Source organism: Streptococcus sp. CCH8-H5 (assembly GCF_001556505.1).
Lineage (GTDB): Bacteria > Bacillota > Bacilli > Lactobacillales > Streptococcaceae > Streptococcus.
The window spans coordinates 13,521-28,509 of the sequence record NZ_LSIZ01000004.1; the positions used below are offsets into that span (position 1 = coordinate 13,521).

General features: G+C 40.5%; 9 protein-coding genes and 2 pseudogenes. All 11 read right to left on the minus strand.

The genetic code is table 11. The features are described 5' to 3' along the window. Nucleotides 1-154: 154 nt before the first annotated feature. Nucleotides 155-673, minus strand: a complete 519-nt coding sequence (locus AX663_RS00105) for an adenine phosphoribosyltransferase (RefSeq protein WP_004182660.1) — start codon at nt 671-673, stop codon at nt 155-157. Between the two features lie 119 nt (nt 674-792). Next, nucleotides 793-2,994, minus strand: coding sequence for a single-stranded-DNA-specific exonuclease RecJ (gene recJ / locus AX663_RS00110; RefSeq protein WP_060972378.1), 2,202 nt, complete (start codon nt 2,992-2,994; stop codon nt 793-795). Nucleotides 2,995-3,304: 310 nt separating this feature from the next. Then, on the minus strand, nt 3,305-3,709 hold the full coding sequence (locus AX663_RS00115) for a GNAT family N-acetyltransferase (protein WP_060972379.1): 405 nt from the start codon (nt 3,707-3,709) through the stop codon (nt 3,305-3,307). A gap of 1 nt (nt 3,710) precedes the next feature. Then, a complete protein-coding gene (locus AX663_RS00120; RefSeq protein ID WP_060972380.1) occupies nt 3,711-4,421 on the minus strand; it encodes a class I SAM-dependent methyltransferase in 711 nt (236 codons plus the stop codon). 11 nt (nt 4,422-4,432) lie between these two features. Further along, nucleotides 4,433-5,200, minus strand: a complete 768-nt coding sequence (locus AX663_RS00125) for an SDR family NAD(P)-dependent oxidoreductase (RefSeq protein ID WP_060972381.1) — start codon at nt 5,198-5,200, stop codon at nt 4,433-4,435. Continuing rightward, nucleotides 5,200-6,129 carry a ribonuclease Z gene (rnz, locus tag AX663_RS00130; protein WP_002884122.1) on the minus strand — a complete coding sequence of 310 codons (930 nt, stop codon included), beginning with the start codon at nt 6,127-6,129 and terminating at the stop codon, nt 5,200-5,202. The genes AX663_RS00125 and rnz overlap by 1 nt, the downstream gene beginning before the upstream one ends. A gap of 31 nt (nt 6,130-6,160) precedes the next feature. Continuing rightward, the gene (locus AX663_RS00135) at nt 6,161-6,802 is read right to left on the minus strand and encodes a hypothetical protein (RefSeq protein ID WP_021144310.1); all 642 of its coding nucleotides are present in this window, start codon (nt 6,800-6,802) and stop codon (nt 6,161-6,163) included. Then, complete coding sequence (gene hflX / locus AX663_RS00140) at nt 6,795-8,033, minus strand: GTPase HflX (protein WP_060972384.1); 1,239 nt, start codon at nt 8,031-8,033, stop codon at nt 6,795-6,797. The genes AX663_RS00135 and hflX overlap by 8 nt, the downstream gene beginning before the upstream one ends. A gap of 377 nt (nt 8,034-8,410) precedes the next feature. After that, nucleotides 8,411-9,580: pseudogene (locus AX663_RS00145) on the minus strand (FtsW/RodA/SpoVE family cell cycle protein); the annotation flags it as partial. Between the two features lie 140 nt (nt 9,581-9,720). Beyond that, on the minus strand, nt 9,721-14,520 hold the full coding sequence (locus tag AX663_RS00150) for a glycoside hydrolase family 70 protein (protein WP_060972383.1): 4,800 nt from the start codon (nt 14,518-14,520) through the stop codon (nt 9,721-9,723). 208 nt (nt 14,521-14,728) lie between these two features. Further along, a pseudogene (locus AX663_RS10535) lies at nt 14,729-14,854 on the minus strand (IS256 family transposase); the annotation flags it as partial. Nucleotides 14,855-14,989 lie beyond the last annotated feature (135 nt).

Genomic DNA, 14,989 nt, shown 5'->3' on the forward strand with positions numbered 1-14,989 from the left:
ATTTATTCTATCTTCATATTATAAACCGGGGAGGTATTGTTATCAAATATATATTTTCTCTAGTTAGCTATAGCTTTAAACTATATTTGGAAGCCACCTTTGTTTTAAAAGAGTTAAAAAGGCCCTAAGGCCTTTTGTTAATTCATAGATAGATTTATCCTGGGAAGTTCATCAATACTTTAGTATCGTAACCTTCAATAGCTTCACGTCCATTAAGACCATCAAGTTCAATCAAGAAGGCACAACCAGCAACGACACCACCTAGGCGCTCAATCATTTCAATTGTAGCTTTGACGGTACCACCAGTCGCCAAGAGATCATCAACGATAAGTACACGTTGACCTGGTTTGATTGCATCAGCATGCATACAAAGTGTATCAACACCATACTCTTTTTCGTAATCTGCTGAAATCACTTCACGTGGCAATTTACCAGGTTTACGAACTGGAGCAAAGCCAATACCAAGTTCAAAAGCAACTGGACAACCAACGATGAAACCACGCGCTTCAGGACCAACAATCATGTCAATCTTCTTATCAGTCGCATACTGAACGATTTCACGGATAGCATAGCTATAAGCATTTCCATCAGCCATCAAAGGACTAATATCACGGAAAGTAACCCCTTCTTTAGGGTAGTTTTCAATAGATGCAATATAATCTTCTAATTTCATTTGTTCTTCCTATAGGCTTTTCGCCAAAAAAATATTTACACACCATTATAGCATGAATCTTCAGATTTAGAAAATGCTAACCCTCATTTCAAGACGAATCCTTTGGATTAAGTACTCCCCTACTTATAAAGCCAGTCATAAATTTCCTGTGGTGTCCCTAAAGCCATAAGTTCTTGGAACTTGACGAGATGTTTAAGATCTTGGAAAATCTTGCTGTCCTCAATCTCACGTTTTTCAGCTTCTTTATTGACTGTCATAACACCATTATCAATAGTCACAAAATCCAATTCATCAAAAATCTGAATCATCTTAATCAGAAGTATCTTATCGATTTTAAGGTAATGACTGAGCTCATCCAGTTTATAGCGGACATCGAATTCTGGGAATTGGTAAATGGTTTTATAGAGTCTTGCGAATTGCTCTCTCGTTCCATATCCAGTCAGATAATAGGCTTCCTTAATACTATTTTTAAAATAGATAGCCTGGAAATCTTTACCTTCAAACCACTCTTTTACTTCTGTCGCTGAATCAGGTAAGGTGTTGAGGACAACCGCAGGTTCAGTGTCTGATGCTTCTTCTACCGTTGGTAGGCCTTCAGGTAGTGCCATATTTTTTGAGCGAAAATCAAATAACTGAACACCATCCACACGCGCATCTTCTAGCATGAGCTGGAGCGTTGTCTGACCATTCCATACATTAACGGACAGGGTCACTGCTAATTCCAACCCCTGAGCTTGTTGAAATTCTTGAAGCAAATGACCTTTATTAAAGGCCACAACATCAAAACTATCCTTTCCTTGCTTAACCTTAAACTTAAGATGGGCTCCATTTTGTCCCATTGTCCTAGCTTGAGTAACGGTAATGTCATGTAGCCAAAAGACTGGCTTTTTATTATCCATACCAAAAGGTGCTAGTTTTTCTAGGCTCTTAATGGTATCCAAGCTAAGCTCACTGAGTTGGAGCTCCTCGTCTAAATTTAACGTATTTTTGGCACTCGTATCAATGTTATTATCGTAGACATAATGACACAAAATCTCTGATAGTCGTCCAAGATTTTCTTCTGGAAGGGTCATCCCCGCCGCTCCAGCATGTCCTCCAAAAGCAGTAAAGATGTCTCGGTGGTCATCAAGCGCATGGAAGATATTGATAGATTCCAAACTACGAGCGGAACCCTTAGCCAAGCCATCTTCAATATTCAAAACCACTACCGTCTGACTGATTTGTTCCATGATACGCCCCGCCACAATACCTAGAACGCCAGGATGCCAACCTTCCTTGGCCAAAACCTGAACAGGTTTATCCAAATCCACCATAGTCATGGCTTCATCAAAGATTTTTTGAACAACTTCCTTACGTTCTTCATTTTTAGCATTGATTTCCAGAGCAATGGCTTGGGCTTCTTCATCGTCAAATCCGGTCAGTAGTTCAATGGCTGGATTTGGATCATCTAAGCGTCCCAAGGCATTGAGTTGAGGGGCCAGTTTGAAACCGACCGTTTCTTCAGAAATCGTTGTTGGGTCTACATCTGAAATGCGGAGCAACTCTTGCAGTCCAATACGCTCAGTAGTCTTTAGAATTTCCAGGCCGACCTTGACCATAATACGATTTTCATCCGTTAGGCTAACCATATCGGCAATGGTACCAATAGCTACCAAGTCCAACATCTCAGTAGGAATAGTTTCAAGGAGGGCAGTTGCCAATTTGAAAGCTACACCACAACCTGCCAAATACTTAAAAGGATAATCGGCATCTGGATGCTCTGGATGGACAATGGCATAGGCATCTGGAAGTTGTGCCGGCATACTGTGATGGTCTGTAACGATAACGTCCACACCTTGCTCTTGCGCATAAGCGATAGCATCATTCCCCGCTACCCCATTATCCACTGTAACAATGAGTGAAATGCCTTCCTGTTCAATGAAGTACTTGTAGACACTTTCGTTTGGCCCATAACCATCTATAAACCGGTTAGGCAAATAGACTCGAGCCTCAGCTCCCATCATTTCAAGAGCTTCCTTGACAATCGATGCTGATGTCATCCCATCCGCATCATAGTCTCCATAGACTAAGATTTGCTCATAATTTTCAATGGCCTGACGAATTCTAGCCACTGCCTTATCCATATCATGAAGAAGATAAGGATTATGAAGGTGTGATAAATCAGCCTTTAGAAAGTCTTCAAGAGCATCTTCTGTCGTAATGCCACGTTCATAGGCAATCTTGGCTGCTGTTTCTGCCAGTCCATGTTCTTTGGCAAGTTTAAAAAAGCCAGCATCTGGCTCTTTTGTGTTTATTTTCCAATCATACGTTGATGTAATCATGTTTTTATCTTTTCTCCCTGTCATCTAGTCTATCTATTATAACATGAAAAAATTTATCATAGTGGATAGAAAGCTAAGTTTCCTAAAAAGAGAATGTCAAACATCGGAAGGTGCTTAGACTCGTGGTACACTTCCAATCAAGACCTGCTTTTCTAGACAAAATAATAGTCTGGATATTGCTCCCTTTTTGACTTGTGTTTTCTCAGATATTCCCTTCTCCTCTTTACGTTAACTAACTCTATTCTACTATCATTTTCAAGCAATATTAGGAAAAACAAGAAAAAGATTCCCTATTTGGAAATCCTCTACATCAATATTTATAAATCATCCCTGTACAAGCTTGCTCTGAAAGTTCGACAAAGCCCAAGGATTGGTAAAAGGCTAAATTTTTCTCGCTACGTTCAGTGACAAGGAGCCGTTGATAGACATGGGGGAAAGTCGCCAAAGCCTCTTCTAAGAGTTTCGTGCCAATGCCTTGGCGCTGGTAATCTGGTCGCACCAAGAGGTCCTGTACAAAAATGACAGAATGGCCATCTCCTACTAAGCGAATGTAGGCTACCAGCTCTTTCTCATCATAGACTGCCAACTGCCAGAGACTGGCTTTGACAGCTTCTTCTAGCATGGTTGGATTGTTAGTATAATTGGTCCAGCCGACTGAACTGTACAGTGCGAGTAGGTCTGTCATCGCTGGAATCTCTTTTTTATAATTTAACATCTTAACTCCTTTTTAACCTATAATGCTGGAAGAAGGCGATATCCCGATAAGGGGACTTTTGGCAGACCGCCAGCTCCATCTTAAGCATAGACTCTCGCCATCCCTCTTGGCCTTTGAAGCGATTGTCCTGCAAGGCATAAAAGACACGGATTCCTTGGTAGTCTTTAATTTCAAGAGCTAAATTTTCTACTACTGCATCAAGATCATAGGCCTGAGCCAAACCCATGGAGTGGGTTTCCAGATCTTGGCCTGCTAGTAAATCGAGGGCCTTCTGAGTATCATTTTCGAAGACGACGGTCTGTAGGACTCGGCCGACTTCATTGTGCTTGACGTTAGAGAGCAGGCCTCCTGGTTTCAAGAGGCGGATGAATGCCTTGAGAACAGCCTTGCGATTCTCTACATACTCTAAGACATTGTGGCAGAGAATGACATCAAAGCTAGCATCCTCAAAGCTTTCTAACTGATCCAGACTCCCGACTAGTTGCTGATAGGGGTGATTCTGGGGCCGCAAGGCCACCATTTCTTCATTGGGTTCTACAGCTAGAACTTGATTTTCTTGAGCCAAGTGGTTGGCCACAAGGCCAAAGCCACTGCCAAAATCAAGCACTCGCTTTCCCTTGATGTCCTGTAATTGGTCAAAAAGAATATCATAATAGATTTGACCCCAGGGTTGCTGGAGATTTTCTAAATACGCTTGGATATTTGCGGCCATCTAGTATCCTCCTATTTGTAGTTAAACACATTGGTAGCTAGTTTGTCCGAGATTCGTGGAAATAGCGTGTAGCCTTTGTGGGCAACTGCTAAGAGTCGTGGTAGATTAACTTCACGTTTGTTTTTACACAGAATACGGACAATCTTTTTAGCCACGTATTTAGGACTGAGGACAAACTTTTTAACACTCTCAAGATAGGCTCCAGAGGGATCAGCTTGATTGAAGAAAGATGTCTCAATTGGACCTGGATTGACCGTAGTCACATAGACTCCCTTATCAGCCAACTCTAAACGCAGGGCATCTGAAAAGCCAATTACCGCAAACTTTGTCGCTGCATAGACACTTGAGTTGGCTGTCGCAATTTTCCCCGCCATACTGGCGATGTTGATGATATGGCCATGGCCTTGTTCCACCATTTTCTCAGCCATCAGACGTGAAAAGCTCATCGTCGCAAAGGTATTGATATCAAACATATCACGTACCTCTTGGCTAGTGTAATTATCATAAGACTTGAATTCACCAAAACCAGCATTATTGATAAAAACATCAATACGTCCAAATCGTTGATAGAGATAATCGACCATTTTTTTAATGGCATTGTCGTCTCTAAGGTCAATGGCAAGGCAGGTTTTATTTTCCACATGGCGATAACATTTCTCAAGTTTATCCTTGTCTCTTCCTAAGAGGATAATGCCATCACTGGGTGAGAGCTGCTTGACAATTTCTTGTGCAAGCCCACCTGAGGCACCAGTAATAGCGATAATACGTTGTTTAGCCATTAAATCTCTACCTCTTCTAGGTCACGAACGATGTGGGTGTTTTCGAAAATTGTTTTAGCATCTGCTGCCATCTTACCGATATCACGCCCTAAGAAACGTGCTGATACGTGATTTAGAAGAAGACGTTTAGCTGACGCATCTTTAGCGACCTGTGCTGCTTGCATGTTGGTTGAATGCCCATGGCTCTTGGCAATTTTTTCGTCACCTTTACCATAAGTAGACTCGTGCACCAAGACATCTGCTCCCAAGCCAAGACGAACACTGGCATTCGTCTTACGAGTGTCACCTAAGATAGTGATAACCTTACCTTTCTTAGGTGCGGAAATAAAGTCCTTGGCAATGATTTTTGTTCCATCTTCAAGGACCACATCTTGCCCATTCTTAATTTGACCAAAAAGCGGACCAAATGGTACACCTGCTGCTTTAAGGGCCTCAGCATCCAAGGTTCCTTCAAGATCCTTTTGAACCACACGGTAACCAATACAAAAAATGGTATGATCCAACTTATCTGCATAAACAGCGAACTTGTCATTTTCCATAACCAAGCCAAGCTTATGCTCATCAATTTCCTTAAAATGCACATGGTAAGGGAGGCGTGTTCCAGAGGTACGAAGACTAGTCATAACATATTGTTTAATGCCGACTGGACCATAAACCTCTAAATCTGTTTGTTCTTCACTCGATTGGAAAGAACGGCTAGCCAAGAAACCAGGTAGGCCAAAGATATGGTCTCCATGCATATGTGTGATAAAGATTTTTTTAACTTTACGAGGTTTGATTGTTGTTTCTAAAATCTGACGTTGGGTACCTTCTCCACAGTCAAACATCCAGACCTCATTGATTTCATCGAGTAACTTCAGAACCAGACTCGACACGTTACGGGCCTTGGAGGGCTGCCCGGCACCCGTCCCTAAAAATTGTAATTCCATGACTTCCTATACTTTCTATCTATCGTTCTTCTTATTTCTGGACAATATAAGCCAGGCATTCACGCTGAGCAAAGCCATAATAAACAGTTTGCCCTTTATATTGAGACAAAAGTTCCACTAATTCGTCTTGATTGAAGCTAGCCAACTTAATGACATTTCCCTTCAATTTAGTTACACGACTAAGTAACTGTGTCTCAGGTGTTAACTCTTCCAATACTTCTTCATCAAAATCAACCTTGGTCATCTTAATTTGAGTGCCTTCAAGATAAACCTTATACTGCGGGAAAACTTGAGCAAGCTCAAACAAAATGCTAGCCGTTGGAACCTCTAAATGCTCGGCAAAGACTAAGGCCACCTCATCAGCATTTTCATAGCAAAATCCATAAGATTTTCCTGACAGATTGAGACGAATAAAAGGCTTGTGCTCATCAAAAGATGGTTCAGGGTTAAAGAGGTTCAACTCCTTTGAAAGGTCCAAATAGTATTCCGTCGCTGCTTCAGGAGATTGTTTTTGGTAAATCTCTGCAAAATAAGCATTAATCACGCTTGGTGGTGGCGTAATGAAAGCCAATTTTTGACTGTCAGAAAGGTCTGACAAGGTATTTTCTAAATAGACCTTATCTAAACTTGTAAAACCACCATATTTTAAAGCTAAATCCATATAATCAGTCATAAAATTCTTCCAATTTCCATTTATTTTTCGGTGAAATATAACCTGTAATTTCTTCCACTTCTGTCTCAAAAGTGTAGCTATCTAGCAAGGCTAATTGACTCAATTGATAAAGTTTATAAGCTTGATCCTGATGGACCTTAATACTAAAGGGTTCAAAAATCTGTTGAATTTCGTCAATCAAGAGTCTTCTGAGGGCCTCACGACTTCCCTTGTCACGTGCTGAGAGGCGAACATTAGGAAAGACTGTTGCTACTAGATTATCAGCTAAATCCATCTTATTGTAAATTGCTAGGCGAGGGATATCAGTCATGTCTAAATCTTTGAGAATGTCTAAGACCACCTTTTCATGCTCTTCGTGATTAAAATCACTCGCATCAATGACATGCAAAAGAAGGTCCACATTACGACTTTCTTCAAGTGTTGACTTAAAGGCAGCAACCAATTCTGTTGGCAAGTCCTGGATAAAACCAACCGTATCTGTCAAGGTCACTTGAAACTGATCCTTTAAGTAAATTTTCTTAGTTGTTGCATCCAAGGTCGCGAAAAGTTCATTAGCCTCATATTGCTTATCATCCGTCATAAGGTTCATGATCGTTGATTTCCCAGCATTGGTATAACCAATCAAACCAATTTTAAAGGTACTTGAATCAACACGCTTTTCGCGAATGGTTTCTCGGTTCTTCTCAACAATCTTTAACTGGCGTTCAATATCAGCAATCTGGTTACGAATCGAACGACGATTGAGCTCCAATTGACTTTCACCAGGTCCACGGCTACCAATGCCCCCTGCTTGACGGCTGAGCATAATCCCTTGACCAGCTAAACGGGGCAACATGTATTTTAGTTGAGCTAGGTGAACCTGAAGTTTCCCTTCATGGCTTCTAGCCCTCATGGCAAAGATATCCAAAATTAATTGCATACGATCAATAACTTTTACGCCAAATGCTGCTTCAAGATTGGTATTTTGACGAGGTGTTAAACGGTTATTGACAATGACCGTAGTAATCTCATCCGCATCCACCATGGCCTTGATTTCTTCTAATTTTCCTGAACCTACGAAAGACTTACTATCATAGCGTTCACGTTTTTGGGTATAGCTAGCTACAACCTCTGCTCCTGCAGTTTTGGCAAGACTGGCAAGTTCCTCCATTGACATGTCAAAATGCTCTGTTTCTTGCAATTCAACACCTACTAAAATAGCACGTTCTTGCTGTTTGGCTGTCTCTATCATAGCAAACCCCTTTTCAAAATAGTCAACTTTTATTATACCACAGGCAGGGGCAAAGAAAAGGTCACAGACCTTAATTTTTTTCAAAGAAAAACAAGTTGGATTAACCAACTTGTTTTCTCTTAATGTTTACGTGTCGGTTTCTTTTTCGAACCCTTACGACGCTTGCCTTGATGAATGCTTGGCGTATTTTGAGAAATGGTTTGACGCATTTTCTCAGTGGCCTTATCAACCTTATCTTTAGCCTTGACCAATTCTTGAGAGGCCTTAGTAACACTCTTCGAAGGCTTATTTTTCTTAGACTTGCTCTTAGAAACAGGTTTCACTTGACTAGTTCCAGACGTACGCATACGACGAGACATAGCCAGGAGAATTTTATTTTCCTCGTTGAGGTTGGTTTGATAAGCCATTGAAAGCACCAAACCAACACCAATCAAGTTAGAGATGAGTGATGACCCCCCTTGAGAAATAAAGGGCAAAGGAATACCTGTCAAAGGAAGAATTCCCACTGCTGCCCCAATATTTTCAAAAATATGGAAGACAATCATCATGATAAAACCTGTCGAAATAAAGGTATAGAAACGATTGTTAGACCTGAATGTCACCCGCAACATGCGATAAATAAGGAAGAGATAGGTTAGAAGAACCAATCCACCACCTACCAAACCAAAGTCTTCCGCAATAACTGTGAAAATCATGTCACTCTCACGAACCGGTACGTTCAACTCCAGATGATTAAAGCCTTTACCATAGATTCCTCCAGTACCAATCGAAATCATCCCCTGTGTCTGTTGAAAGGCGATACCATCTGCATAAGTGAAAGGATCCAACCAAGCTGAGATACGGTTAATCTGGTAGGTTTGTACCCCCATCTTGAGCATAGCTTCCTTACCCCAATCTGTGGTAAATACCATTACAAACAAGCCTAATCCCACTGCAAAAGCTAGAACTACCGGCAAGATAATACGCCAGGATATCCCCGAAACAACTATTATACCTGCTAAAATAGCGAGGAAGACTAAGGCTGTCCCCATATCACCTTGAAGAACCAGTAAACCTAGGACAGGAAGCGTGACCGCTACATATTGGAAAAGTAGCAACCAGTCATCTTGAAGTTCAGTTACTTCCTTTCCTTGTTTAGCCCAAACACCTATTCTCGAAAGAAAAAGGATGTAGGATATCTTCATAAATTCTGATGGTTGGAAAAGGGTGACTGATCCAATGCTGACCCAGTTTTTTGCCCCTGTCGAGGCAACCAAAGCAGGTGAATAGAAAACGAGAGGTAGAACCATAAGTCCCAGGCCAAAAATATAGAGCCAGGGGGTTGCCTTCCAAAGAAACTCTGTATTAAATAACATGACAACAAAAGCAAGTACTGAACCTAGAAAAATCCATAGTACTTGCTGAGACATGACTTGCACAAGATTCTTTGGGTAATCAAAATTTGTCGCGATAAATACCGAGACCAGACCAACCAGTAGTAGAATAAGGACTGGCAAGAGAATCGAGTAATCTATCCGACTTTCAATAGTATTTTTTGACTTAGCCATGTGTACTCCAAAATAAAGATTTAGCAAGAGTTATTATACCACTTTTTGGCCAGACAAATGACCTGAATGTATAAAAGTTTGACAATTTTTTACGAAAAAAGCAACCACAAAAAGTGATTGACTTCTTTCATTCATTAATCTTAATTTGACACGTAGCCTTTTCCTTGAGCGTTAAAGTATACCCATTGCCCTGAAGGAATTTTAACCCAACGATTAATAGCCTTTTCCCCTGTATGAACATCATAGTAAGAGATTGAGCCATCAGGATTCGCAGCTGTTGCACCTTTCACTTGCTTACCAGTTTGGTCAAAGTAAAGGTTTTGGCCGTTGATCGTCTGTTCGCCAACAACAAGTTCACCTTTGGCATCAGCATAGTACCAGTTGTTGTCTCCAGTAGTGAAGAAGGTTGAGACTAACTTATTACCAGTAGCTCCATGGTAGTATGAACGGCTGCCATTCGCATTTGTTGCAAAGTCACCTTTAACCTGTTTACCATCAGTAGCAAAGAAGAGTTTTTGACCGTTAATCACTTGAGCTCCTGTAACGACATTTCCCTTATCATCAGCATAATACCATCTATCATGACCGGTAGTGAAGAAGGTTGATACCAATTTATCACCAGTATTCCAATGGTAGAATGAACGACTACCGTCAGTGTTCGTTACGAAGCCACCCTTAACTTGACGACCATTTGCATCAAAGTAGAGGTGTTGACCATTGATGACCTGAGCACCTGTGACATTACGTCCATGTGAGTCTGCATAGAACCAGTTGTTGTCCCCAGTAGTATAGAAGCCTGGTGTATGTGCCTTAGTCACAACACCCTTAGCATCGATATTAAAGGTTTGACCATTAACTACTAGTGATGTATCCACAAGTTTCACACCTGTAATGGCATCGTAGTATGAAGTCGTACCATCAGGATTGTTCACAAACTCACCTTTAACTTGTTTACCTGACTCATCAAAGTAGAGCTCGTCACCATTGATGGTTTGCGCACCACGAAGAACATCACCTTCGTTATTTGCATAGTAAGTGGCATCACCAACTTGGAAGAAGCGATTCTTAACTTGAACACCTTTTTCATTGAAGTAAAGGTTTTGTTTACCTACCTTAGTAAATCCAGTGGCAACATAGCCCTTATCATTAGCGTAGTACCAGTTACCATCTTGTTCAAAGAAGCCTGAGTACTTACGTTCACCTGAATCGCCACAGAAGAACATCAAGTGGCCGTCTTTTGTAGGAATGAAGATGCCTTTAGCTTGGTAACCATTGTCATAGAAGTATTTTTCCTTACCTTCTACTTCAGTCAAACCAGTAGCCATGATGCCACCTTTGAAGAAGTATTGGTAGAATTTCTCTTCCTTACCACTATCATCTTTAACAGTAACTTCTTTCCAACCAGTTTGAGTCGTCAATTTACCTGACTTACCATAAACCAATGATTGACCTTTGGCATTTTTAATAACACCATCAGTAAACATAACACCATTTGGCAAGAAGAAATAGTTTGAACCGTCGATAGCTTGTTCACCAGTTACAAGGTAACCCTTATCGTTAAAGTAGTACTGTTTGCCATTATATGTCACAAATTGACTCTTAGCTTGAGTACCAGATGTTGTATAATAAGTTACCCCTGTACCATCATAAGCAAATCCAGTTTTAGCTTTTGTATCACCAGTCAAGGCAGCTGGAAGGAAGGTACCTTTATCGTTAACGGTGAAGTACAATTTACCATCGCTGAGAACGTAGTCTGAACCACGTTTTTGGATGTTTGTACCGTTAAAGTACTTAGCTTCCCATTGTTTAATCTTCACAGATGGATCAATTGTCTTACCTGACGCTTCCATAACTTCTTTGAAGATTTCTGGATAAAGTTTTTGAAGTTTGTCGAGGAAGGCCCCACCATACTGTGCTTGGAAATCATTTCCTGATGACTTGGTATTTGTCACATAGAGCTTATTAACCAAGCTAGTATCATCAAGCACCTTACCATGCGTATCTGTCCGAGTAGCTGTCACTACTTCTTTACCTGGGAGAGTATACAATTGGTCTGGAACCCAGTCAGCAATGACTTGAATACCTTGTTTGTGAAGAGCCTTGAGGGCATCACGAAGATCTTCTTTTGAACCATATTTATTGTTTTTGCTCATGGCAAAGTCGTAACGGTCTGTGAAGGCATAACCATTTTCAATAATAGAATCAAGGAAAGTGCCATCCTTAGATGAGACATATTGAGGTGCAATCTCAAATGACGTAATACCCCATGACTTGAAGAGGTCTGCGTTAGCTGCAATCAATTTGTTAGTATATTGACTATCCTCTTTGACAAAGTCTTGGAAGTTTGAGAAACCTTCGTAAATCACTTGTGCTTCAAGTGCTGCAGAAGAGCTATAAACCTTATCCCCTTCTTTGTAGGCTTTTGTTGATGGTTTGGCAAGAACGTTTTGATCGTCAGTCGCACCTACTGGTACCCAAACTGAAAGGTAACCACTCATATCAACAGTCTTAAAGCCTTTGATTTCATCAGCTGTGAAGACAAGATTTCCTTGTGCATCTGTGTATTTAACAATCTTAGTATCTGAATCATTCAATGAGGACACGATACCTTTATCCGTACCAAGCAAGAGTGGACGGTAGGCTTGGTTCTTGTGGGCTGCACCCATATTTACAGTAATTGTTTCACCATCTGCTAATTTCAAATCTGGGTTATTAGCAATGAGGGTCAACATACCAGAATTACGACCGTATTTTCCACCTTCTGTATCAGTCTTAGACATCAAATCTTGACCATAACGGACAGAAACCAAAACTTCTTTATTGTCTTTAGCAGACGATACGCCATCTCCAGCAAGATTGTGGATATAAGATGTTTGTCCACCAGCTACATATTTAGGACGCGCTTTAAGAAGAGTTGTGATTTGATCAAAGTATGGTGATTTCTTAGCCATGTACTGACCATTATCAGTATACAAGTCTCCATAATAAACACGTGTTGCTGCACCCATTGTTTGAAGCATCAAAGCATAAGCTCCAGGAATATTTGAATGCGTATATTCCTTATCCACTTTCAACATATCAGCATTATAAATGTCAAAAGCTTGTTTCAATTGATCTAATGTAAAAGTAAATCCATCTGTTGTAGGATCAATTTTTTTGCTGATAATGTCTGCGATAACCGTTTGAACTTCTGAGTCGTGTGCACGAACAAAGAGATAGGTTGCAAAACCAAGTTGATCATATGATGTAACTTCCGCACGGTTTGAAAGACCGAAATAACCACCGTTAATAAGGTCCTTCATTGATGCATTACGAGCACCTGTACCTTTATTAGTTACTGGACGAGTCAATCCATGAACAATAGACAAACGGAGACCATTATCCATAGAAAGGGCAGCTGTATTATGTTCGTCCACATAATATGGGTCGTTTTGAGACCAAGCTTCAAGAATTGAGATATTAGCAAGGGCACGTGCTTCAGACTCATTGACCTTGTAAGCAGCCTTCATGTATGAAGACACTAATTGAAGCATATCGATGCTGACATTGTCCACAGCATCAACACGGATACCATCAAAGTGAGCATCTTTGTCCTTGTCACCAAAGACGATTTGTCCCCAGTTCATGAAGTAATACAATTGGTTAAGCATTTCAGCTTGCACAATTGGGTTTGAGTTGTCGATATCGCTTGATAGCAAGAACTCATAACCAGCATCACTACCACTCTTGATCTTATCGTTTGCCAAACGACTTGTTGCCGTTTGGTCAAGTTTACGGTAGTCTGAGTTAGCCCACTTCGTTAAATCACTATTAACAAAGAGGAGAGCCCCTTTTTGGAAGTGTTCTTTACCTGGAGATTCAGAGTTAATGTCCCATTTATCTTGGTCTTTAACAAAGGCCTCGATTGACTGACGCAACCAGTCTGTTGACTTATTAGCAGCAATCTTAACCTCAATCTTACGTTGAATGATTTGAGCAGCGGCATTCAAGCTAGCTTGAGAATTTTCAATCGTAAAGACATCTTTTGTTTCTTCACCATTGCTAAGAGCCTTAGTCATGTAGTTCAAGTAAGCTACTTGAGTATCCTTATCAGGCCACCAAGACATCAAAAGTGGGCGAAAATCTTTTTCAGTTGACGCTTTCCAAGTTGTTCCTGCTTCAAGGATTTCTTTTGGACGGTACCAACTATCAGCTGTCAAATAACCATCAACAAGTTCAAAGCTTGCTTTTGTTGAATCGTAAGCAGCATTGTTTTTAGTAAAATCAGTGACAAGATTTGTTGTTTCTTGTGTGAATGAATAAGTTGATGTGCTTGAAAGGACACCATTCTCATCAAAATAAAGGACCTGACCATTTACAGTAATGGCAAAGTTTTTCTTATGTGATCCATCTTCTAAAAGATAGTAATATTTACCATCTTTTTCTTTTTTAATATTATCGAGTGAGACTGCAGCTTTAATTTCAGCTTCAGAAAGCTCTTTAGACTTCTCAGTCGTTGGAGCGGCTACTCCAGCATTTGCAGCTACTTCAGATGTTGTAGCTGTTTCTGGTTTAGCGGCTACTTCTGGCTTAGCAGTCGTTTCAGGTTTGGCTTCAACCTCTACTGCTGCAGCTCTATCACTAGTTGCTCCTGAATTTGGTTGAACTGTCGTTTCAGCTGGTTTATCAGCAGTAACTGCTGCTCGGTCTGTTGTTGTGGCATTTGAAGTATTTGCCACCTCTGTTGTTGTGCCTACCTCTTTTTCAACCACAGGATTTGTATTTTCCCCGACTGTAGTTGTTGAAGGTGATCCATTAGTATTATTTATTTCTTCTGCCGAAACAAGTGAAGACGTGGTAACACTAGCACCAACAATGGTAGCCAAGGCTACTGAAGCAACCGCTAAAGTAACCCATTGCTTCTTCACTTTGTGCAGTTTATAGCGTACTTTATTTTCCATATTCAATTTTTCCCCAATATATTTTTTGTCTAAAAATCTACACCTTAAAGACTCATTCATTATATCATTTTTTAGCGCCAAAAAAACTTGATAAATCTTATTTTAACGAGTTTTTTACTATCTTAATGAAAGATTAAATAATTGTCATGTAATCGAATTGGATACTGTCAATAATTTTGTGTAAACACTCAAGTAGAGTTGAAGAATGTTAATCAAATAAGCTTTCAAGTGTGTCAGCACATTGGCCAAACCCTTTGTGGATACGTTGACTTTGCTTGAAATTATAATTTTCAAACAAAGTAACTAAATAACGTTCCAGAGCCTCCTCGTTAGGAGAGTGGGACAGAAATCGGTAATTCGTTAGAAGTCGATTTCGTCGTCACACCTCCGCACAGTTGAGTAGGGCTGTAAAAACTGATGAAATCAGCGTAGTAGAGCCCACTCAACCACTGCGTCTTGCTCGACAATC

Coding starts and splice junctions, on each gene's coding strand:
- AX663_RS00105 (WP_004182660.1), bottom strand. CDS start 673: ATGAAATTAGAAGATTATATTGCATCTATTGAAAACTACCCTAAAGAA.
- recJ (WP_060972378.1), bottom strand. CDS start 2,994: ATGATTACATCAACGTATGATTGGAAAATAAACACAAAAGAGCCAGAT.
- AX663_RS00115 (WP_060972379.1), bottom strand. CDS start 3,709: ATGTTAAATTATAAAAAAGAGATTCCAGCGATGACAGACCTACTCGCA.
- AX663_RS00120 (WP_060972380.1), bottom strand. CDS start 4,421: ATGGCCGCAAATATCCAAGCGTATTTAGAAAATCTCCAGCAACCCTGG.
- AX663_RS00125 (WP_060972381.1), bottom strand. CDS start 5,200: ATGGCTAAACAACGTATTATCGCTATTACTGGTGCCTCAGGTGGGCTT.
- rnz (WP_002884122.1), bottom strand. CDS start 6,129: ATGGAATTACAATTTTTAGGGACGGGTGCCGGGCAGCCCTCCAAGGCC.
- AX663_RS00135 (WP_021144310.1), bottom strand. CDS start 6,802: ATGACTGATTATATGGATTTAGCTTTAAAATATGGTGGTTTTACAAGT.
- hflX (WP_060972384.1), bottom strand. CDS start 8,033: ATGATAGAGACAGCCAAACAGCAAGAACGTGCTATTTTAGTAGGTGTT.
- AX663_RS00150 (WP_060972383.1), bottom strand. CDS start 14,520: ATGGAAAATAAAGTACGCTATAAACTGCACAAAGTGAAGAAGCAATGG.